Origin of the sequence: Kitasatospora sp. A2-31 (assembly GCF_022288725.1) — a bacterium.
In the GTDB taxonomy this organism is placed as follows: Bacteria; Actinomycetota; Actinomycetes; order Streptomycetales; family Streptomycetaceae; genus Kitasatospora.
Map to the genome: position 1 here is coordinate 493,335 of NZ_JAKNTA010000002.1, position 20,055 is coordinate 513,389.

Consider the following 20,055-nt stretch of genomic DNA (forward strand, 5'->3'; position numbering starts at 1 on the left):
TATCCACCGAGGGATGCCCCACGGAATGGAACACCGAATCGACCACGCAACGCTGTCCGCGGACTCACGCAGCCCGCTGCCCCCCACTGCCGGCCACCACCCACCACCCCCGACCCACCGCGCTCGTACGGCGCCGCCCCCACCGCGGATGATACGGCGCCCCCACCGCGGATGATGATGAGGCGCCCACTTGTGACATCGACCCGCGAGGCCGAGGTGCTCACGCTGGTCGGCGACCGTCTCGGCAGTACGTCGATCCGGAGTGCTCCTCGGCGTGGGTGAACACGCCCGTTCCTGGCTGCTGGTCGTGGACGCGCTCGCCGGCCGGATGGGCGGAGTGCTCGACGGCGTCGCGCGATTCCCGGCCGCGTGGGAGCGTGCGGAGCGAGGCGGGCGTCAACGCCCGTTCTCTCTCTCGGCCCGGCCGCCGCGGCGGCCGCCATGGTCCACGGGCTGCGCGGTGGCGAGGACGCCGGGAAGACCTGGTGCGCCGTCACCGACCTGGCGGGAAGCCGGGGGCCGGACTTCAGCCCTGACCGACCGCGAGGCCGAGGTCGGTCAGCGCGCCCGGCCGGCGGCGGCGTGGTCGCCCCCGGTGGCCTCGCGGCCTTAGCACCAGTCCGGAGGCGCCGACCCGCGCGGAACGAGCCGGAGCGGCCGGAGCGGGCCGAGCGGCCGGAGCGGCCGGGGCGGCGCCTGGGTCGACGTGGCCAGTTCGAAGACGGTGGCAGTGCCGGTGACGTCCAGCAGGCGGGAGACTTGGCGGCTGGGCGCGGCGAGGCGGAAGACGATGCCGGCCTCGGCGGCGCCCCGGCGTGCGCGCAGGAGTTCGTTGAGGCCGGCGGCGGAGCAGAAGTCCAGCTCGGCACAGTCGATCACGAGCGTGTGGGGCGGGGGCGTTGCGGTGAGCGCGCCCTGCAGGGCGCGGGCGAGGGCGGGTGCGGTGTCCACGTCGGCGTAGCCGGCCAGGGCCAGGACGAGCGTGCCCGGCAGTGCCGGGCGGTGGTTGGTGCTCAGACCCGATTCCATGACCGCAGCGCCTTTCCGCAGAGCGATGTCCCCCCTCCACGGTTGCCGTTCGCCCACCGGATCGCAGCCCTGGAAACGAAGGGTCACGGTCCCGGAGGGCCCGGGAACGAAGCCGACGGGCCCGGTCCGTGGCTTCCGAGAAGATCGCCCGTGCACCGCTCACCGGTGCGGACGGCCCCGGCCCGCGCCGGCGCCACGGCGACGTGCGGTGTTCGTTCCGGATCCGGGCGCGTACCGTCGTGGGAGGGAGAAAGGCGGCCGACCGTGGTGGAGACGGAGATGGCGGACTCGCAGACCCTGCTGTTCGACAGCGCGAGGCTGGACGAGACCGAGGAGTTCCTTTCGATGGCGTACACGCCGATGCACATCGGCGGGCCCGTCGAGGACGCGCGGGTGCGCATCAGCCGGCGCGCGGCCGGCCCGGTCACCCTGGACCGCCTCGACTTCGGCTACACCATGGCCTACGACGCCCGCGACCTGGGCAGGGTGTGCCTGGTCAGCATGCACGACGGAACCCTCGCAGACCTCACCTCCGGCAGCGAGGAGGTCTTCGGGCCCGGCGAGACGTTCCTCCTCGCCCCGCCGGACCGGCCCTACCGGGGGGAGGTGCGCGCCGCCCGCTACACCATCGCCCTGTTCGACACCGCTCTGCTCGATGCCGTCGCTCCCACCGCGCCCGGCGAGCAGCCGATCCGTCTGACCGGCTCCCGCCCGGTCACGGCGGCCGCGAACCGGCAGCTCGCCTCCGCCGTCGCCTACGTCCGCGACCACGTGCTCGACGACCCGGCCGCCTGCGAGAACGACCTGGTGGTGTCCACCGCGGCCCGGCACCTGGCCGCGGTCGCCCTCGCCGCCCTGCCCCACAGCGCCCGGGACACCGGCCGGCCCAGCGACACCTCCGACGCCACGCCCGACACCGTCCGTCGTGCGGTCGCCTTCATCGAATCCCATGCGGACCAGGACATCACGCTCGCGCGCATCGCCGCGGCCGCATGCGTCACGCCCCGCGCCCTGCAGTACGCCTTCCGCCGTCACCTCGGCACCACCCCGCTCGGCCACCTGCGCCGGGTGCGCCTGGACGCTGCGCACCGTGACCTGCTCGCCGGCGACCCCGGGTCCACGACGGTGACGGAGATCGCGATGCGCTGGGGGTTCGCCCATCCCGGGCACTTCGCCGCCCGCTACCGCGAGGTCTACAGGACGTCGCCGAGCACCGCACTGAACCGGCGGGTCTGACGCGGCCGCGGCCGGCCGCCCGGCGCCACCCGACGACGGCGCCACCCCGCTACCGCGCCACCCCGCTACCGCGCCACCCCGCTACGGCGCCACCCCGCTACGGCGCCACCACCAAGGCTGCGGGGGCCTCATGCCCGCTTCAGGGCGGCCTCGCACACCGGACACCGCCGGTCCGCCAGCTCCGGCGGGTACCAGGGCTCCCCGGGCGCCGACGGCTGATGGTGGGAGTGCGCCATCGCGGCCGTGTCGAGGCCGCAGAGCGTCCGGGCCTGCGGATCCTCCGGCAGGTCGGGGTCCTGCCCGGCCGCATGAACCAGCATGACCGGTTCGTCGGCCCCCTGGTCGTCCCAGGTCCGGTCCAGCTCGAAGAGGACGACGATTCCTGCCACCCCTCGACCATGCGGCACCGCCGCCCGTGCGTCGCCCGGCACGGGCCGGCCGGATGAATTCCCCCGGGCCGACCGCGCCCACCGGCTCCCCGTACGGTTCCGGTCGGTCCCCTCGCGGTGCCGGCCTCGGAGCTGTCCGCGCACCCGGACCGGTCCGTGTCTCTCCCGGGGACCTGCCCCTCCCGGGACCTGCCCCTCCGGGGAACCGCCCCTCCCGGGGACCTGCCCCTTCCGAGAGGACGGGTGCGGCCCGGCGCGTGACGGGCCGCACCCTCGGCGGTGCTACAGGGTGTGGACCAGGTGGGTGGTGAGCAGGCGGGTGAACCGGGCGGGGTCGGGCAGGTCGCCGCCTTCGGCGAGCAGCGCGCCGCCGTACACCAGCTCGGCGATCTCCGTGAGGGAGGGGTTGTCGGGGTCGGCCGCGTGCGCCGTCCGCAGGGCGGTGATCAAGGGGTGGCCGGGGTTGAGTTCCAGGGTCCGCTTGACCGGGGGCATCTGCTGCCCCGTCGCCCGGTACATCTTCTCCAGGGTCGGCGAGATGTCGTGGGCGTCACCGACGATGCACGCGGCGGAGGTGGTCAGCCGCGAGGACAGGCGGACCTGCTTCACCTGCTCGGACAGGGTCGTGGTCAGCCACGGCAGCAGCGCGGCGAAGTCGGCCTCGCGCTGCGCCTTCTCGGGGTCGGTCTCCTGGTCGCCGTCGGCCGGCTCGTCGAGGTCGACCTGACCCTTGGCGATGGACTGCAGCCGGTGCCCGTCGAAGTCGGGGATCTGGTCGGCCCAGATCTCGTCGATGGGGTCGGTGAGGATCAGGACCTCGTAGCCCTTGGCGGTGAAGGCCTCCATGTGGGGGGAGTTCTCCACCGTCGCACGGGTCTCACCGGTCAGGTAGTAGATCGCGTCCTGGCCGTCCTTCATCCGCTCGACGTACCCGCGCAGGGTGGTGGGCTTCTCCGGGTCGTGGGTGGAGGAGGCCGACACCAGCTCCAGCAGCGCCTGGGCGTTGTCGGTGTCCTCGACCAGGCCTTCCTTCAGCACCCGGCCGAACTGGTCCCACAGCTTGCCGTAACGCTCCGCGTCCTTGGCCTGCATGTCCTTGATCGCGCCGAGGACCTTCTTAACCAGACGCCGGCGCACGGCGCGGATCTGGCGGTCGTGCTGCAGGATCTCGCGGGAGATGTTCAGCGACAGGTCGTGGGCGTCCACCACGCCCTTGACGAAGCGCAGGTAGTTCGGCATCAGCGCTTCGCAGTCGTCCATGATGAACACCCGCTTGACGTACAGCTGCACGCCGCGCTTGGTCTCGCGGGAGAAGAGGTCGAACGGTGCCTGCGAGGGGATGAACAGCAGCGCCTCGTACTCGAAGGTGCCCTCGGCGCGCATGTGGATGGTCTCGGCGGGGGCGAGCCAGTCGTGGCTGATCTGCCGGTAGAACTCGTTGTACTCGGTCTCGGTCACCTCGGTGCGCGGCCGGGCCCACAGCGCCTTCATCGAGTTGAGCGTGTCGACCGTGGGCGTCGTGTTCCCGTCGGCGTCGGTGCGCTCGCCGGCCATCCGGATCGGCCAGCGGATGAAGTCGGAGTACTGCTTGACGATCTGGCGGATCTTCCATTCGGCCAGGTAGTCGGCCAGGCCGTCCTCGCCGTCGGCGGGCTTGAGGTGCAGGGTGACCGAGGTGCCCACCGGCAGGCCGTCGACGGACTGGATCTCGTAGGTGCCCTCGCCGTCGGACTCCCACTGGGTACCGGAGTCGGTGCCGGCCCGCCGGGTGCGCAGGGTCACCTTGTCGGCGACCATGAACGCGGAGTAGAAGCCGACGCCGAACTGGCCGATGAGGCTCTGCGCCGTGGCGGCGTCCCGGGACTCCTTGATCTTCTCCAGGAGCCCGGCGGTACCGGATTTGGCGATGGTGCCGATCAGGTCCACGAGGTCGTCCCGGGTCATGCCGATGCCGTTGTCGCGGACGGTCAGCGTGCGGGCTTCCTTGTCGACCTCCAGGGCGATGTGCAGGTCGGACGTGTCGGCCTGGACGGTGGAGTCGGCCAGCGACTCGAGTCGCAGCTTGTCCAGCGCATCGGAGGCGTTCGAGATCAGCTCACGCAGGAAGATGTCCTTGTTCGAGTAGATCGAGTGGATCACCAACCGGAGCAACTGGCGGGTCTCGGCCTGGAATTCCAGAGTCTCGACACTACTGGCCACTTCTGGGGACCCCTTTCGGGAACGATGACGATGGTTGACGGACGCAGCACGGGTCCGGGCGGACCCGTGCGCGCAGGGAAATGGTAGGCGGCCGGACGGATCCTCTGCTGAGGTCGCGTCAGTCCCAGGACCGCCGAGCGGGAGTGCCGGGCTCACTCGCCGCGGAGCTCCTCGATGACCGGGGCGAACGCCTCCATGGCGGGCTCCACGACGGTGATGTACGTGAAGCCGTACCGCTCCCGCTGCGCGCGCAGCTGGTCGGCCATCTGCCGTACCGTGCCGATGAGGAAGGTCGGCAGTTCGAGGGCCTCGTCCTCGGTGAGGTCCGGGACGGTGAGGTACGGGATGCTGCCGAGGGTCGGCCACAGGGCGGCCCGGCGGTCGTCGGTGGCGACGACGGAGTAGATCAGGAGGTTCAGCTCGGCCGGCTCGGCGCGGTCGGCGGCGAAGCGCCGGTACGCGGCGACGCGTTCGTCCAACTGCGCGGCGGTGAGCATGACCGGCCGGCCGTCGGTGTCCGCGCGGCCCCCGGTGAACGCGGCGATCTCGGCATGCCGGGCGGACAGCTTCAGGACGCGGTCCCCGTTGCCGCCGACCAGGAGCGGCGGTCGGGGCCGCTGCAGCGGCTGCGGTGCGTAGTCGCCCGAGCCGTACAGCTTGTCCAACTCCTCGATCGTGCGCCGAAGGTGGTCCACCCGCTCGCCGGGCGTGCCGAAGGGCAGGCCCGCCGCATCGTGCTCCGCCTTCATGTAGCCGGTGCCGAGCCCCAGTTCGAGGCGGCCGCCGGTGAGCTGGTCCGTGGTGGCGACCTCCCGGGCGAGCAGCGCCGGGTTCCAGAAGCCGGAGTCGAGCACGAACGTACCGAGCCGGGGCCGCTCGGTGGCCTCGGCTGCGGCGACCAGGGAGGGGAACGGCGCGGGCCGGCCCAGGTGGTCGGAGACCGTGATCACGTCGTAGCCGAGCGACTCCGCCCTGCGGCACTTGTCGCGCCACTGGTCTCTCGCCGCAGGGGTGAGCAGAGTGACGCCGAAGCGGAACGAGCGGGCCATGACGGCTCCTTGTGCGTAGATGAAGGTGAACTGGCTGCGCCCGCGCCCGATCGGCAAGCACCGCCCGTCAGTCCATCACCTGCGCATGATCGCCGCCACAGGGTTCGTTCGAGGCGAACGCGGCGCCGGTTCGCCGATGCCGCGGGCTCCACGGCACACCGGCTCCTGCCCCGCCGCGCCGTGGAGCCCGGTGCGGAGCGCGCCGTGCGGAGCGCGCCGTGCGGAGAGGATTCGGAGTGCGGTGCGGAGTGCGGTTCGGGGCGTCAGGCCGGTGCGGCGACCAGCAGGGCGAACGCGGTGACGATGACGGCCACCCGCAGGTAGTGGAGCCTGTCCCAGCGGCCCAGTTGCTGCCGCCAGTCCGCGGGGGCGGTGTCGCGGGTCCACCGGGCCGCGCGGGAGTTGATCGGGACGAGCAGGGCGATCGACATCACCACGCTCAGGACCAGCAGGCCGGCGGCCGTGACGACGAGCCCGGTCCCTGCCTCGCCCCATGCGGTCACCGCCCAGGTGACGCCGAGCAGAACCGAGCCGATGTACCAGAAGGGCATCACCCGACCGAGGATGCGGGCCCCGTCGCTGCGGGCGGCGAGCCCGCCGTTGTCCGGCAGCTGGTCGAGGATCGGGTTGACGAAGACCGCCACCGCGAGCTCCACGCCGACCATCAGACCGACCAGCACCACGGTGACGACGGACAGTGCGTTCTGCATGTTCCCTCCCTAGTCCGACCACGGACCTAGCGTCGCTAGGTCCTGAGTCAATGCTAGGCAGTTCGATGCTCGAATGTCTAGCAGTGCTAGATTCCAGCGAGCCGTGGTCACGGTCACCGGGTCGCTGATCAGCCCCCGGTCGCTGCTCAGCCCCGGGAGGGAGGGGGACGGGCGGGTGCCGGTCCTCTCCACCGCTGACCTCCGCCCGGCTGCCGTCAGACGCCGCCGGGCCCGGGCCCTGCCCCCCGCTCCCAGGACCGGTAGGCCTCCACCGCCGTCGGCAGCGTGGGGAAGATCCGGTCGCGGCCGACGGACTCGGTCAGGCCGTACGCGTCGAGGTCGTCCAGCAGGTCCTGTTTGACCCGGGCCAGCGCGAAGACGATCCCGCGGTCGGCCAGCTCGCGCCGCACGGCGTCCACCGAGTCCAGCGCGGTGATGTCCACCTCGACGTTGGCCTCGGTGTTGAGCACGAACCACCGCACCGGAGCGGACTGCTCCGCCACGACGGCCAGCGCCCGGCGCCGGAAGTCCTCGGCGTTGGCGAAGAACAGCGGCGAGTCGTACCGGTAGACCACGAGCCCCGGGACGGTCCGCGCGCGCGGGTAGTCGTCGACGTCGTGCATCCCGGCGAGGCCCGGCACCACGCCCAGCACGGCGTCGTGCGGCCGGGCCACCCGGCTGAGCAGCTCGGCCACCGAGAGGCCGACCGCCACCAGCACGCCGTACAGGATGTCCAGCACCAGCACGCCGGCCAGGCAGCCGACGGCGAGCAGCAGTTCGCGGCGGCGGAAGTGCGCCAGCCGGCGGAACCCGGCGACGTCGATCATCCGGATCGCCGCGTACACCACGAGGGCGCCCAGCACGGCGTCCGGGGTGTCACGCAGCAGCGGGCCCAGGAAGAGCAGCACGGCGACCACCACCAGGCCGGCCGACAGCCCGTAGACCTGGCTCCGGCCGCCCGCCGACTGGGCCAGCGCCGTCCGGCTCGCGCTGCTGCTGACCGGGAAGCCCTGGAAGAACCCGGCGCCGAGGTTCACCGCGCCCAGGGCCAGCAGCTCCTGGTTGGCGTCCAGCCGCGCCTCGCCGCCTGCCGGCCCGTTGCCTGCGCGCCCGCCGCCCGTCGGTCCGGTGCCCGTGGCTCCGCCGCCCGTCTGTCCGGTGCCCGTGGGATCGGCGTCCGTGGGATCGGAGGCCCTGGGCTCGAAGGCGCGCGCGGTGAGGATGAAGTCGGTGTAGCCCACCAGCAGGATGCCCAGGGCCGGCAGGGCCAGCCCGCGCAGATCGGCGAGGCTCGGCGCCTCCGCCCGGGGCAGCCCGGCCGGGATCTCGCCGATCACGGCGAGGCCGTGCTCGCCGAGCGAGAACGCCGCCGAGACCGCCGTGCCGAGAACGACGGCCAGTAGCGGGCCGGGCAGCCGCGGGGCGAAGCGGGCCACCAGGAGGAGCAGCAGCAGGGTGGCGGCACTGAAGCCGAGCGTGGGCAGGTCGACCTCGGAGAGCTTCGACAGGAACGACGCCAGCTGCGGGAAGAACCCTTCGCCCTGCACGTCGACGCCGGTGAGCTTGGACAGCTGGTCCGCCATCATGATCAGCGCCACGCCGGCCAGGTAGCCGATCAGCACCGGCTGGGAGAGCAGGTCGGCGACGAAACCCAGCCGGGCCAGCCAGGCCAGTACGCAGAGCAGGCCGACCACCACGGCGAGCGCGGCCGCCAGCTCGGCGTAGCGGGTGGGGTCGCCGTGGGCCATCGGTGCGACCACGGTGGCGGTCATCAGCGCGGTCGTCGACTCGGGCCCCACCGACAGCAGGCGGGAGGAGCCGACCAGCGCGTAGAGCACGATCGCGGGCAGGATCGCCCAGAGCCCGGCGACCGGCGGCAGCCCGGCCACACTGGCGTACGCCATGACCTGCGGCACGAGGTAGGCCGCGACGGTGACCCCGGCCACGAGGTCGCCCCGCAGCCAGGCGCTCCGATAGTGCCGGAGCCGTGAGAGTCCCGGCAGGGCCGGCACCGCGTGGCGCCACCCCTGCCCGGGGTCATCGGCAGCCATCAGGCCTCCTCTCCGTCGCCCGCCCGGTCCGGTCGCCGGAGACCGCCCGGGACGCGAAGCCGCGTGGCGTGGGGCCCGAGGCGCGAGCCGCGAGCCGGGACCCGGCGGGCCGGCCGGGCCCGGTGCAGATCGTGCGACGCGGTGTGGTGCGGCCCGTCGGACCGGTCCAAAGGGCCATCATCGGGGAAGGGGACGTGGGGATGGGGGAGGAGGAAGGAGTCGCAGATGGTGTCGTCGGGGTACTCCCGCGCTCGGGTGCTGGCATGGACGGCCCTCGCCGCGGTCGCGGGTTCGTTCACGGTGCTGGCCGCCGCCTCGGGCGCGAGGGCGCTCCTGGTCGTGCTGGTCGGGGTGGCCGGGCTGGCCGGTGCGGCATCCGGGTTCTGGCTCGCGGTGTCACGCCGTGGGCCGCTCCGCGCGCTCGGTGTGCTGCTGGTCGTGTGCGCTCCGGCCGCCGTGCTGGCGGTCTGCACCGTGGTGGGGCTCTGGACGGAGGCGCTGGCCGCCCTGGCGCTCTGGACCGCCGGGGGCGCGTGCGCGCGCTGGGCGGTGCGTCAGGTCCGGCCGCCGCGTCCGGTGCGCGCCGTCCGGAGCCGGCCTCCGGCCCGGCCGGTCCTGATCATGAACCCGCGTTCGGGTGGCGGCAAGGTCGGCCGCTTCCGCCTCGCCGAGCGGGCGGAGGCGCTCGGTGCCCGGGTGGTCCTGCTGGACACCGCCGGGGGCGCCCGGCAGGACGTCAGCGAACTCGCCCGTCAGGCGGTGGCGGAGGGGGCCGACCTGCTCGGCGTGGCCGGCGGCGACGGCACCCAGGCGCTGGTGGCAGAGGTGGCGGCCGAGCACGGGCTGCCGTTCCTGGTCCTTCCCGCGGGCACCCGCAACCACTTCGCCATGGACCTCGGCCTCGACCGCGTCGACCCCTCCCGCACGCTGGCCGCGCTCACCGACGGTGAGGAACTCCGGGTCGACCTGGGCCGGGTGAGCGGCCGCCCCTTCGTCAACACCGTCTCCTTCGGGGTGTACGCGCAGGTCGTGCAGAGCCCCGAGTACCGCGACGCCAAGGCCGGCACCGCGCTCGAGGCGATGCCCGACCTGTTGCTCGGCTACTCCGGGGCCCGGCTGGACGTCCGGGCCGACGACGCCAGGCTGGCGGCCCCGCAGGCGGTCCTCGTCAGCAACAACCCGTACGCGGGGCCCCAGCCGCTCGGTGGTGCCCGCCGGCCCCGGCTGGACCTCGGCACCCTCGGTGTGGTCGGCATCCGGGTGGAGAACGCCGCGCAGGCGGCCGAGCTGGCGCTGCGCGGCACCAGGGCGGCCGGGCTCGACGTCCTCACGGCCCGCCGGGTGACCGTCCGGGCGGACCGGCCGACCATTCCGGTGGCCGTCGACGGCGAGGCACTGTCGCTGCCCGCCCCGGTCGACTGCGAGGTCCGGCCCGGCGCGCTGCGGGTGCTGGTCCCGCGGGACCGGCCGGGCGTGCCGGTCGCAGTGGAGCGCCCCGACTGGCGCTGGATCGTGGCGCTGGCCCTCGGCCGTCCGCTGCCGACCGCCCTGACACCCTCGACCGCCCCCAGCGCGCCGACCGCCCCGAGCGCGCCGACACCCTCGACTTCTCGGACACCTCCGGCGGACGGGTCGCCCCCGGCCGGCGGGACGTCTCCGTCCGACCCGACGCCGAACGGCTGACCGGACGGAGCCGCCTCCACGGCCTGAGGTGCCTTCACGGCGTAGGCCGCCGTGGGGGAGACGTCGACGAACGGGCCGCGGCGTTGCCACCGGAGGACGGGCCGTGCGGCCCCGATGCCGTTCAGCAGGCTTGTGACGTCACGTCCCCTCCGTCTCCGCGGCCGGTAGACGACCCGCACGGATCGCCGTCAGCAGGGCGGCGTGGTCACGCTCGTTCTGATCGGCGTAGGACTCCGCGAACCGGACCAGCGCCCGGTCGAAGGTGTCGCCCTTGCCGAGGTAGGCGGCGATGGCGATCCGGTCCCCGGAGCGCGCGTGGGCCCGGGCGAGCGTGGCGCCGCACAGCTCGCCGAACGCCCGCATCCCGCGCGGCACCATGTCCTCCGCCACCGCGATGCCCTTCCAGTCCCGCAGCTGGCGCACGTAGAAGTCCCGGGTCCGGCCGTCGATGCCCTCGACCCGCTCCCAGCCGAGGAAGATGTCGCTGGTCGCCTGCATCAGCCGCTGGCCCGACACCACCCGCTCGCCCTGGTTCCGGTACTGGCTCGCGCCGACGTGCGGGGCGAGCACGGACTCGTCGGCCTCCTTCGCCTGGAGGAACAGCGGATCGTCGTCGTCCCGGCCGAGCAGCAGGAAGATCCAGCAGCGGGTGCCGACGCTGCCGACGCCGACCACCTTGCGGGCCACGTCCACCAACCGGTAGCCGGAGAGCAGGTGGCGGCGGTCCGAGGAGAGGGTGCGGCCGTAGCGCTCGACCAGCCCCTCGAAGAGCGACATCAGCGCGGACTGCTCCAGCGTCGGCAGGAAGTCGCCGAGCGGGACCAGCAGCGGCGGATCCGCGGCGATCCGCACCTGACCGCCCACCACCTCGGTGAGCTTCCCGAAGGCCTGCAGGCTGTCCCGGGTACGGGCCTTCGCCATCGCCTGGTCGAGGCCGCGCAGTCCGTGCCGGGAGACCCGGCCCTCCGCCAGCTCCCGCAGCCGGTCGGCGTCCATCCGGGTGTACCAGACGTCGAGGTTGGGCATGTCCGCGAACCGGCGCATCGCCTCCCGGTAGGAGCGGACCGTCGCCGCCACGATGGCCGCGCGGTCCGAGTCCTCGAACCTGTTCGCCCGCGCCGCGATCACCAGGCTGGACGCCAAGCGCTTCACGTCCCACTCCCAGGGGCCGGGCAGGGTCTCGTCGAAGTCGTTGATGTCGAAGACCAGCTGGCGCTCCGGTGACGCCAGGAGCCGGAAGTTCAGCATGTGGGCGTCGCCGCAGAGCTGCGCCCGGATCCCGGAGTCGGGGCTGTCCGCGAGGTCGGACGCCATGATCGCCGCTGCGCCCCGGTAGAAGCGGAACGGGGACTCGGACATCCGCCCGTAGCGGATCGGGATCAGCTCCTGCACCCGTCGGGCCGACTGGGCCTCCAGGATCGCCAGCGGATCCGGGCGCTGCGGGCCGGGCCGGTACTCGGCGTGGGCGGAGCGGGGCGCCGTCCGGCGCGCCGCCCGGCCGGCCGCCGCGCGCTCCGCGGGGGTGGCGTGCTTCATCGGCCGGGGCTGGTTCTGGCCCATCGACGACCTCCTGGTCACTGCTAGCCGACCGGGCCGACGGAGCCCGACGGGCGGGAAGCCCGGCGGCGAGGTCGGCCACCATCCTCCGATCATCGCCGCGGACGGGCGATCCGGCCTGCCGGGCCCGCCGGGGCGCGGGGGCAGCCGCGGCGCCGGGCACCCCGGCCCCGCGGCGCCGGGCGCCCCGGGCCCGGGACGTCGCGGGCCCGCCGACCGTGGCACCGGCCGCTCGACCCCTGACCCGGCCGGGTAGGCTCGTCGGGTGAACTCCTACTGGCACGTCGTCCTGCCACCGCTCGGCGCCTGAGCGGGCGCACCCGCCGACGGCTCGACCCGCGAGCCCGGCCATAGCCGACCTCATGGAGGCGGCGGCCGCGCGCGACCCCGGACGCCCCTCTGCGGCGGCCCCGGGCCGGTGCCGTGCGCCCGTTGCGAAACCGGATCCCACCAACGGTCTCGACGACGGAAGTTCACACTCGTGTCCCAGCACATCTCTGCCCAGGCAGCCGCCTGCTCCGATGCCCCCACCGGCCCGAGCACCCCCTCGGGCCCCCGCCCCGCCCCCGGCGGGACGTCTCCCACCCGGCCGGGCGCCCGTCCCGCCCTCGGCGGACCGGCGGTGGTCGCCGCCGCCGTGCTCTGGGGCACCACCGGGACGGTCGGCTCGCTGGCCCCGTCCGGCGCCCCGCCGGCCGCTGTCGGCGCGGCCGGACTGGCCCTCGGCGGCCTGCTGCTCCTCCTCTCCGCACCCGGGGCCCGCACGCTGCCGAAGCGGGGCACCGGCAGCGAACGCCGGCTCCTCCTGCTGGGGGTCCTGGCGGTGGCCGGCTACCCGGTGACGTTCTACCCGGCCGTCGCCCGTACCGGGGTCGCCGTGGCCACCGTGATCGCGCTCGGCAGTGCCCCCGTCCTGACCGGCCTGCTGGCCTGGGCCACCGGCCAGGCCCGGCCGACCGTCCGCTGGGCCTGCGCCACCGGCGCGGCCGTCGCCGGCTGCGCCGCGCTGGTCCTGGGGCCCCTGGCAGGAGGCGGCGGAACGCCCGTGGACTGCGGAGGCGTCGTCCTGGCGGCCCTGGCCGGCCTCTCCTACGCGGTGTACTCGCTGGTCGGCGGCCGGCTGATCGCCCGAGGACACCCCTCGGGCGCGGTGATGGGCGTGCTGTTCGGCGGCGCGGCGCTGCTGGTCCTGCCCGTGGTGCTGGGCGGCGACACGGGCTGGCTCCTCTCGCCGCGCGGCGCCGCGGTGGCCGGGTACCTGGCCGCGGTGACGACCTTTCTCGCCTACCGCCTCTTCGGGCACGGGCTGCGGCACACCACCGCCCAGACCGCCACCACGCTGACCCTGGCCGAACCGGCCGTCGCAGCCGTTCTCGGCGTCGCCGTGCTGGGCGAGCGGCTACCGGCGGCGTCCTGGTGCGGCCTGGCCGTGCTCGGCGCCGGGCTCGCCGCCCTCGCCCTCCCCACCGGGGCGGGCCGCCGTCGGCGCTGACGGGCCGGACCACCTGTCCCGTCCTGGCCCGCCGTGGGCCAGGACGGCCGGGTGAAGCCCGAAGCCCCGGCGAACCGGTCGCCCCCGCCGGGGAGGGGGAATTCGGGTGACGGTCGAACGCGGGTGCTGATAGCTTCCGGGCGTGGCCAAGCTGAACCAGATCATCGCCGTCGAAAAGGGCGTCAAGTCGAAGTCGTTCCAGGAGCTGACGCAGGCTCACCAGGACCTGCAGAAGCCCGCGCTGCTCGCCGGCATCTCCCGGACGTACCAGCCCAAGGACGAGGAGGGCGAGCAGCTGCCGCCCGAGTCCACCCGGGTGCAGGTGAAGGCCGAGGACGTGCTGCGCTCCACCGCCGCGACGCTGACCCGGCTGTTCGACGTGACCGCGACCAAGGACTGGGCCAACACCGAGGCCCGGGCCGACGTGGTGGTCGACGGGCGGACGCTGGTGGCGGGTGCGCCGGTCACCTACCTGCTGTTCCTGGAGAAGCAGCTGACCGACCTGCGGACCTTCGTCCGGAAGCTGCCGGTGCTGGACGCCGCCGAGGCGTGGAACCACGACGCCTCCACCGACTCGTGGAAGACCGAGGCGGTGCGCACCATCCGTACCAAGAAGGTCCCGCGCAACCACGTGAAGGCCGAGGCGACGGAGAAGCACCCGGCGCAGGTCGAGGTGTACTACGAGGACGTCGCGATCGGGTACTGGACGACGGTGAAGTTCTCCGGCGCCCTCCCGGCCCGGCGGGTGAACGAGCTCCTGGAGCGGGTCGAGAAGCTCCAGCAGGCCGTCCAGTTCGCCCGCGAGGAGGCCAACGGCGCGGAGGTCACGGACCGCCGGGTCGGCGACGCGGTGTTCGGCTACCTGTTCGGGTAGCCCCATGATCGCCCCCGGGTGAGACCGGGGGTGGCGCGAAGAGCGCAAGCTGACACTGAGGTTGAAGCTGACATCGGGGAACAGGTGGAGGTTCGAGTCCTCCCCCCGGCACCACACGCCGGGGTGGCCCAACACGGAGAGGCAGCCCCGTGAAACTCAGACTCTCGCTCAAGTCTCAGCATTCGCCGCCGAGCGCCGGATCGACCGGTCTGGGGCCGAGAACGTCGAGATGTGGGTTCGATTCCCGCCTGCGCCTCTCCACGGCGCGGTAGCTTGAACGGCAAAGCGCGACGTCGTGAGATTGACCCCCGGCCTTAAACGTGCCGGTGCAGAGCAATTGGGTGGCACACCAGGGGCCCGGGAGCTGGATACCGCTCCCGGGCCCCGTCACGTCCACGCCGGCCCGCGTGCGACCGGCATCCGTCCGGAGCCGGCTCCGTCGGTGAGCGGTGTCAGGACTCCTTGACGACGATCGTCTTGGCGGCCTTGTCGTGCAGGGCCTGCTGGAGGGGCTTGTCCCACAGCGGCCACAGGACGTTCAGCAGGGCGAACAGCGAGCCGATGCAGTAGACCGCGCCGGGCAGGCTGTACACGGCGGCGCGGGCCAGGTAGCCGCTCTCGGCCGCCTTGCCGCCGTGCCCGAGGTCGACGGCCCGCAGGCGCAGCGCCTTCTTGCCGAGCGTCTGGCCGCTCTGGGTGATCAGCATCACGGCCTCGTAGCCGAAGGCGAGCAGCGCCGTCGCGACCGACAGCAGGAAGGAGTTCTTGACGGCGAGGAAGAGCACGACGTTCGGGATCAGCAGCACGGCCACGTCGATCAGTCGGGCCAGCAGCCGCTCGCCGATCGGCGCGAGCTGACGGCTGCCGGGTATCGGCGCCCCGCCGTAGGAGCCGGTCGGCGGCAGCCAGTGCGGCCAGCCGCCCTGCGGCTGGCCGAACGGAGGCTGGCCGTACGCAGGCTGGTCGAACGGCGGGGGAGTGCCGTAGCCGCCCTGCGGCTGCTGCCCGTACGGCGCCTGCTGGCCGTAGGGTGCCTGGCCGTACGGGGCCTGCTGCCCGTAGGGGCTCTGACGGGGGCTCTGGCCGTACGGGGGCTGCTGGCCCTGGCCGCCGGACCGGTCGTAGGGGTTCTGGCCGCTCGGGTAGCCGTATCCCGAAGGATCGTTCGTGCTCATGGTGTGTGCTGCTTCCGTGTTGCGGACGAGGTGTTGCCGCCCGTTCTACCGGGTGGCACTCCCGGAGGTCGACGCGGGGGCGGATCCCGGGTCGACGGGCGGCGGGCCGACGGCGCGTCGGGCGCCGCCCGGGTCGGCCTCCGGGGGCGGTGTCCGCCCGGCCGCGGCGGCGCCGCACCCCGACCGCACGGGCTGACGGATCACCACCAGGGCTCGGTCGGGCCGACCTTGCGCCGGTGGAAGCGTACATCTACAGAACTGTAGAGATAAAGCCTTGGCAAAGGGCGGCCCGGCCGGTGCCGGGTGTACGGGCCGGCGGCCCCGAGCGGGGAGGGGGCGAGTGCCTGCGCCGGAGGTCCGGGCGGCTGGATAGGGTGCGAAGCGTCGGGGGCTGCGCGTGCACCCGACCCCGCACCGTCGAAGGGACCACTCCATGCCGGCCGCACCTGCCACCGGATCCACCGCCCGGCCGCCGCTCACCCGGTTCGGCCTCGGCACGGCCGCGGTCGGTCGGCCCGGCTACATCACGCTCGGCCGCGAGCTCGACCTGCCGGCCGAGCGCACCGTCGAGGCGCTGCGTCGGCGCACCCACGACCTGCTCGACGCGGCCTACGCCGCCGGGGTCCGCTACTTCGACACCGCGCGGTCCTACGGCCGGGCCGAGGAGTTCCTCGGCGACTGGCTCGCCGCCCGGCCCGAAGCCGCCGTCGAGGTGACCGTCGGCAGCAAGTGGGGCTACACCTACACCGCCGGCTGGCGGGCCTCCGGCGTGCCGGTGCACGAGGTCAAGGAGCACACGGTGGAGGTGTTCGACCGCCAGATCAAGGAGACCCGAGCGCTGCTCGGCACGCACCTGGACGTCTACCTGGTGCACTCCGTCACCCCGGACAGCCCCGCGCTGACCGACCCGGCCCTGCACGAGCGGCTGGCCGGCCTGGCCGCCGAGGGCGTCCGGGTCGGGCTCTCGACCAGCGGTCCGGCGCAGGCCGACACCGTCCGCGCGGCACTGGAGGTCTCGGTGGGCGGGCGGCCGCTGTTCGCCGCGGTGCAGTCCACCTGGAACCTGCTGGAGCCGTCCGCCGGGCCGGCCCTCGCGGCGGCGGCCGAGGCGGGCTGGCTGGTGGTGGTCAAGGAGGGCATGGCCAACGGCCGCCTCGCCGACCGCAACGCGACCGGTCCCGGGACCGCCGCACTGCGCGCACTCGCCCGCCGGACCGGCGCGGGCTGCGACGCGCTCGCGCTGGCGGCGGTGGCCGCGCAGCCGTGGGCGGACCTCGTGCTCTCCGGCGCGGCCACCGCCGGGCAGCTCGCCTCCAACCTCGCCGCCGCCGAGCTGGACCTCACGCCGGACGACCTCGCCGAACTGTCCGTGCTCACCGAGTCCGCCGAGGCCTACTGGCACACCCGCGCTGCCCTCCCCTGGGCCTGACGGGCGGTAGGGCCGCTCTCCCGGATCACGTCTCCCGGAGACTGTCGGACCGGCGCACGGACCCCCGGCGTTCCGCGGGGCTCGCGTGCGGTGCGCGCAGTCGCGCGCCCGCCCGGCGTCAGCCCAGCTCGGCCTTCAGCCAGTGCCGGACCTCGGGGGTCACCGGGTCGGTGATGTCGGTGAAGTCGTCGTGCTTGGTGAGGAACTTGGCGACGTACGGGCAGATCGGGACGGCGCGCCGGCCGGCGGCACGCACGTCGGTCAGGGCCTCCCGGACCAGCACGGAGGCGAGGCCCCGGCCGGCGTACTCCTCGTCGACCACGGTGTGGAAGAACACCCGCTGTGTGCCGTGGTCGCGGTACTCGGTGAACCCGGCGAGCCTCCCTTCGACGAGGATCTCGTACCGGTGGCGTTCGTCGGCGGGCTGGACGACGGGGACGGCGGACGGCTGGGTCATGGCGGACCTTTCGGAGGTCTCGGCGCGCGGGGTTCGCGCGGGGGGGCGGCGTGCTCGCGCCCATCATGCCCGAGCCCCGGCCGTAAACGATCACCGGTCCGTGACGCCTCGGGGGCCGCAGGCGGGCGAGTGGCTTTCGGGGGCCGGCGATGCCGCCGCCGCCACCTGAGGAGAAGTACTCATGACAACCGTCGTGACGGCGGGGCAGGATGCGGCCATGGAGATGATCAATGGGGCGGGAATCCGGGTCGGCGTGCCGGCGGCGGTGGTGGCGCTGGTCGTGCTGGTGGCCGGGTGCGGGACGCAACGGGCGGGGGAGGCCGCCGGCGCGGGCGCGGGCGGCGGACCGACGCGTACCGCGACCGCGGGGCCGGCTGCGCCGCTCGACCCGCCGTGCCCGGGCGAGGTCCCCACGCCGGCGTCGACGCTGACCTCCACCGGCTCCGCGCCGAACCCGGCACTCGGTGACCACTATGCGGAGAACAACGGATTCAAGGTCCCGCTCCCGCTGCACGGCCAGCGCCGCTGCGAGGGGCTCGCGGCCGAGGCGCGCATCAAGAGCGCGCTCGAACCGCTGCGCCAGCGCCGCGACTTCACCCCCGAGAGCAGCCGCAACGCGCTCACCGCCCTCGGCTATGCCGCCGCAAGGGTACAGGTGCACGAGAACGGGCCCACCGGGATCTCCTTCCTCGTCGACGCCTCGCCGCTCTGCCTGGAGGGCAGGATGGACGCGGCTGCCACCAGGACGGAATCCTTCGGCGGCTACCCCGACCACACCGGCTGTGACGTCCCGTCGGGCGGTCACTGACACCGCGTGACCCCGAGGCGGTGGAGGGGATCCGTGACGGGCGCCACGGCCCGTCACCCACGGGGGCGGGCCGGGGCCCCCGTCCCGCCGCATCCCGCCTTCCCCCGCCCGGCAGGGGGCAGGCTCGCCCCAGCCCTCCGGGACGCCGGGGGGTGCTACTCCTGCTCGGGGGTGAAGGGGCCCTCGTCGACGAAGCGGCGCAGCTGACGCGCGAAGGCCTCGGCCTCCTCAGGCGGCCAGGAGGCCAGCGAGGCGTCGATGCCGGCGGCCAGCCGCTGCCGGGTAGCCGACACGACGGCGCGGCCCTCCTCGGTGAGCGCGAGCAGGGTCGCCCGACCGTCGGCGGGGTCGGGCTGGCGCTGGAGCAGGGCGGCCCGCTCCAGCCGGTCGGCGCGGCGGGTCACGGTGGTGCGGTCCAGGCCGATCTCGCGGCCGAGGTCGGCGGCGCTGCACGCCCCGGTCCGGGCCAGGCCGCTGAGGACGGGGTAGGTGAGCTCGTCGACCGCCTCCCCGAGCCCGGCGGTCAGCCGGGCGTAGAGGTGCGCGCGAGTACTGCGGCGCAGCAGCAGGCCCAGTGCTTCGGCGATGTCGTGTCCGGTCGAGTTCTCCACCCCTCCAGATTAGCGTGCGCAACGCACGCTTCTCCTCTGTAGTCCCGTCGCCGGCGGCGCGATGGAGCTGCCGCCGTCGGTGCGCCTCCCCGCGTCGACGTGCGCCCCGACGCGCACGGCCGCTCCCGGGGGTGGGAGCGGCCGTGCGGTGGAGCGGTGGGTACGGCTCAGGCGGCCAGCTGCTCCTTCGCGGCGAACCGGGCGGCGATGGCCCGGATGCGGCAGTAGAACGCCGCCGGCTCGTCGGTGTAGCGCCAGGGCAGCGCGTCGACGTAGCCGTCGACCAGCTTGAACTGGGCCAGCGCCTCGGCCGGCCGGTCGGTCATGGTGTAGCACCAGGCGAGCAGGTGACGGATCTCCGCGGCCCGGGGGTGGTCGGCCGGGGCCGCGTCGACGGCGCGGCGGGCCGCGTCCACGGCCGACCGCGCGTACGGGGTGGACCAGTACTCGCTCTCGTTGTCGTCGGGCTCGTGCTCGAAGAGTGCGATCAGCCGCATGCCGGCGAGCAGGCTTCCCGCCGGGGCGCCGGTGGCGGCGCGGTCGGCGAAGGCGTTGGCCTCCTCCTCGGAGCCGTGCCACTTGGCGGACTTGTACTGCACGGCGGCGTAGTGCGCCGGGTAGAGGTGCGGGTCGCGGGCGGTGAGCCCGGCCCAGACCCGGTCGAACTCCGCCGGCGGGTAGTTGAGGCCGAGGGCGATCCAGAGCTCGGTGGTCCACGGCAGCGGGTCCTGCGGGGCGAGCTCCTGCGCCTCGTGTGCGGCGGCGCGGGCCTCGGTGAGCATGCGGTGGAAGCCGTCGGCCTGCTCGTCGCTGGTGTGCTCGGCGTACGCGGCGCCGCGCAGGCGCCAGGCCAGCTTCACCAGCGCTTCGGCGTGGACGAGCGCGGCGTCCGGGTCGCCCGGGCGTTCGGCCCGCCAGGTCCGGAGCCAGTCGTCCTCCTCGGCGGCGACGTCGGCCAGTTCACCGACGATGCGGTAGCGCCGGTCCGGGTCGCGGCCGGCCTCGGCGAGCCCCTCGGCGCAGGCCTGCCAGTCGCCGCCGGTGGCGGTGGCGCGCAGGGCGTCGAGCTCGGGGGAGGGGCAGGCCCGGTCGGTGTTCTGCTGCTCCTCGGGCAGCATGCCGTGCTCGGTGACGACGAGCTCGTGCCAGGCGTCGAGTTCGGCCTGCTTCCTGGCCGTGTAGCGGTTGAGGGCCCAGGTGAGCAGCTTGAGCGCGCCGACGACGACGGCGCTGACGAGGATGGCGATGACGGGGGCTGACATGGGGGAACCTTGTGGATCTCGGAGGGGGCCGGGTCAGGGGGTGG

General features: G+C 74.1%; 17 protein-coding genes. 6 read left to right on the forward strand and 11 right to left on the reverse strand.

The window, feature by feature from the left end:
* Positions 1-609: 609 nt before the first annotated feature.
* Entirely contained in the window at positions 610-1,029 is a 420-nt protein-coding gene (locus tag MCM47_RS07015; protein WP_238859536.1) for an STAS domain-containing protein, read from the reverse strand.
* A 279-nt stretch (positions 1,030-1,308) separates the two neighbouring features.
* Here MCM47_RS07015 and MCM47_RS07020 point away from each other — a divergent pair, with 279 nt between their 5' ends.
* Positions 1,309-2,265, forward strand: a complete 957-nt coding sequence (locus MCM47_RS07020; RefSeq protein ID WP_238859538.1) for a helix-turn-helix transcriptional regulator — start codon at positions 1,309-1,311, stop codon at positions 2,263-2,265.
* A 128-nt stretch (positions 2,266-2,393) separates the two neighbouring features.
* Here MCM47_RS07020 and MCM47_RS07025 read toward each other — a convergent pair whose 3' ends face one another.
* The 5 genes from MCM47_RS07025 to MCM47_RS07045 all read right to left on the reverse strand — a co-directional run bounded on the left by MCM47_RS07025 (position 2,394) and on the right by MCM47_RS07045 (position 8,663).
* Complete coding sequence (locus MCM47_RS07025) at positions 2,394-2,654, reverse strand: hypothetical protein (protein WP_238859540.1); 261 nt, start codon at positions 2,652-2,654, stop codon at positions 2,394-2,396.
* A 282-nt stretch (positions 2,655-2,936) separates the two neighbouring features.
* On the reverse strand, positions 2,937-4,853 hold the full coding sequence (htpG, locus tag MCM47_RS07030; protein WP_238859541.1) for a molecular chaperone HtpG: 1,917 nt from the start codon (positions 4,851-4,853) through the stop codon (positions 2,937-2,939).
* 152 nt (positions 4,854-5,005) lie between these two features.
* Positions 5,006-5,902: an LLM class F420-dependent oxidoreductase gene (locus MCM47_RS07035; protein WP_238859542.1), complete on the reverse strand. Its 897-nt coding sequence runs from the start codon at positions 5,900-5,902 to the stop codon at positions 5,006-5,008.
* A gap of 263 nt (positions 5,903-6,165) precedes the next feature.
* Positions 6,166-6,612, reverse strand: a complete 447-nt coding sequence (locus tag MCM47_RS07040; protein WP_238859543.1) for a DUF1772 domain-containing protein — start codon at positions 6,610-6,612, stop codon at positions 6,166-6,168.
* Positions 6,613-6,827: 215 nt separating this feature from the next.
* Positions 6,828-8,663, reverse strand: coding sequence for a SulP family inorganic anion transporter (locus MCM47_RS07045; RefSeq protein WP_238859544.1), 1,836 nt, complete (start codon positions 8,661-8,663; stop codon positions 6,828-6,830).
* A 225-nt stretch (positions 8,664-8,888) separates the two neighbouring features.
* Here MCM47_RS07045 and MCM47_RS07050 point away from each other — a divergent pair, with 225 nt between their 5' ends.
* Positions 8,889-10,346, forward strand: a complete 1,458-nt coding sequence (locus MCM47_RS07050; RefSeq protein ID WP_238859545.1) for a diacylglycerol kinase family protein — start codon at positions 8,889-8,891, stop codon at positions 10,344-10,346.
* Positions 10,347-10,484: 138 nt separating this feature from the next.
* Here the strand turns inward: MCM47_RS07050 and MCM47_RS07055 are convergent, their stop codons facing one another.
* A complete protein-coding gene (locus MCM47_RS07055; RefSeq protein ID WP_238859546.1) occupies positions 10,485-11,906 on the reverse strand; it encodes a DUF2252 domain-containing protein in 1,422 nt (473 codons plus the stop codon).
* 478 nt (positions 11,907-12,384) lie between these two features.
* Here MCM47_RS07055 and MCM47_RS43180 point away from each other — a divergent pair, with 478 nt between their 5' ends.
* Both MCM47_RS43180 and MCM47_RS07065 read left to right on the forward strand, forming a co-directional pair.
* The gene (locus tag MCM47_RS43180) at positions 12,385-13,395 is read left to right on the forward strand and encodes a DMT family transporter (RefSeq protein ID WP_238859548.1); all 1,011 of its coding nucleotides are present in this window, start codon (positions 12,385-12,387) and stop codon (positions 13,393-13,395) included.
* Positions 13,396-13,537: 142 nt separating this feature from the next.
* The gene (locus MCM47_RS07065) at positions 13,538-14,269 is read left to right on the forward strand and encodes a hypothetical protein (RefSeq protein ID WP_238859550.1); all 732 of its coding nucleotides are present in this window, start codon (positions 13,538-13,540) and stop codon (positions 14,267-14,269) included.
* A gap of 452 nt (positions 14,270-14,721) precedes the next feature.
* Here MCM47_RS07065 and MCM47_RS07070 read toward each other — a convergent pair whose 3' ends face one another.
* Complete coding sequence (locus MCM47_RS07070) at positions 14,722-15,444, reverse strand: RDD family protein (RefSeq protein WP_238859552.1); 723 nt, start codon at positions 15,442-15,444, stop codon at positions 14,722-14,724.
* A gap of 433 nt (positions 15,445-15,877) precedes the next feature.
* Here MCM47_RS07070 and MCM47_RS07075 point away from each other — a divergent pair, with 433 nt between their 5' ends.
* On the forward strand, positions 15,878-16,873 hold the full coding sequence (locus tag MCM47_RS07075) for an aldo/keto reductase (RefSeq protein ID WP_238859554.1): 996 nt from the start codon (positions 15,878-15,880) through the stop codon (positions 16,871-16,873).
* Between the two features lie 118 nt (positions 16,874-16,991).
* Here the strand turns inward: MCM47_RS07075 and MCM47_RS07080 are convergent, their stop codons facing one another.
* A complete protein-coding gene (locus tag MCM47_RS07080; RefSeq protein WP_238859556.1) occupies positions 16,992-17,330 on the reverse strand; it encodes a GNAT family N-acetyltransferase in 339 nt (112 codons plus the stop codon).
* 181 nt (positions 17,331-17,511) lie between these two features.
* Between MCM47_RS07080 and MCM47_RS07085 the strand changes: the two genes are divergently transcribed.
* A complete protein-coding gene (locus MCM47_RS07085) occupies positions 17,512-18,138 on the forward strand; it encodes a hypothetical protein (protein ID WP_238859559.1) in 627 nt (208 codons plus the stop codon).
* 155 nt (positions 18,139-18,293) lie between these two features.
* On the opposite strand, the gene MCM47_RS07090 is transcribed toward MCM47_RS07085, so the two are convergent.
* Both MCM47_RS07090 and MCM47_RS07095 read right to left on the reverse strand, forming a co-directional pair.
* A complete protein-coding gene (locus MCM47_RS07090) occupies positions 18,294-18,749 on the reverse strand; it encodes a MarR family transcriptional regulator (protein WP_238859561.1) in 456 nt (151 codons plus the stop codon).
* A 167-nt stretch (positions 18,750-18,916) separates the two neighbouring features.
* Positions 18,917-20,011 carry a hypothetical protein gene (locus MCM47_RS07095; RefSeq protein ID WP_238859563.1) on the reverse strand — a complete coding sequence of 365 codons (1,095 nt, stop codon included), beginning with the start codon at positions 20,009-20,011 and terminating at the stop codon, positions 18,917-18,919.
* Positions 20,012-20,055 lie beyond the last annotated feature (44 nt).

What these genes read in the sequence shown, in the direction of transcription:
- MCM47_RS07015 (WP_238859536.1), bottom strand. Translation starts at nt 1,029, where the DNA reads ATGGAATCGGGTCTGAGCACCAACCACCGCCCGGCACTGCCGGGCACG.
- MCM47_RS07020 (WP_238859538.1), top strand. Translation starts at nt 1,309, where the DNA reads ATGGCGGACTCGCAGACCCTGCTGTTCGACAGCGCGAGGCTGGACGAG.
- MCM47_RS07035 (WP_238859542.1), bottom strand. Translation starts at nt 5,902, where the DNA reads ATGGCCCGCTCGTTCCGCTTCGGCGTCACTCTGCTCACCCCTGCGGCG.
- MCM47_RS07040 (WP_238859543.1), bottom strand. Translation starts at nt 6,612, where the DNA reads ATGCAGAACGCACTGTCCGTCGTCACCGTGGTGCTGGTCGGTCTGATG.
- MCM47_RS07045 (WP_238859544.1), bottom strand. Translation starts at nt 8,663, where the DNA reads ATGGCTGCCGATGACCCCGGGCAGGGGTGGCGCCACGCGGTGCCGGCC.
- MCM47_RS07050 (WP_238859545.1), top strand. Translation starts at nt 8,889, where the DNA reads ATGGTGTCGTCGGGGTACTCCCGCGCTCGGGTGCTGGCATGGACGGCC.
- MCM47_RS07055 (WP_238859546.1), bottom strand. Translation starts at nt 11,906, where the DNA reads ATGGGCCAGAACCAGCCCCGGCCGATGAAGCACGCCACCCCCGCGGAG.
- MCM47_RS07070 (WP_238859552.1), bottom strand. Translation starts at nt 15,444, where the DNA reads ATGAGCACGAACGATCCTTCGGGATACGGCTACCCGAGCGGCCAGAAC.
- MCM47_RS07075 (WP_238859554.1), top strand. Translation starts at nt 15,878, where the DNA reads ATGCCGGCCGCACCTGCCACCGGATCCACCGCCCGGCCGCCGCTCACC.
- MCM47_RS07080 (WP_238859556.1), bottom strand. Translation starts at nt 17,330, where the DNA reads ATGACCCAGCCGTCCGCCGTCCCCGTCGTCCAGCCCGCCGACGAACGC.
- MCM47_RS07085 (WP_238859559.1), top strand. Translation starts at nt 17,512, where the DNA reads ATGACAACCGTCGTGACGGCGGGGCAGGATGCGGCCATGGAGATGATC.
- MCM47_RS07095 (WP_238859563.1), bottom strand. Translation starts at nt 20,011, where the DNA reads ATGTCAGCCCCCGTCATCGCCATCCTCGTCAGCGCCGTCGTCGTCGGC.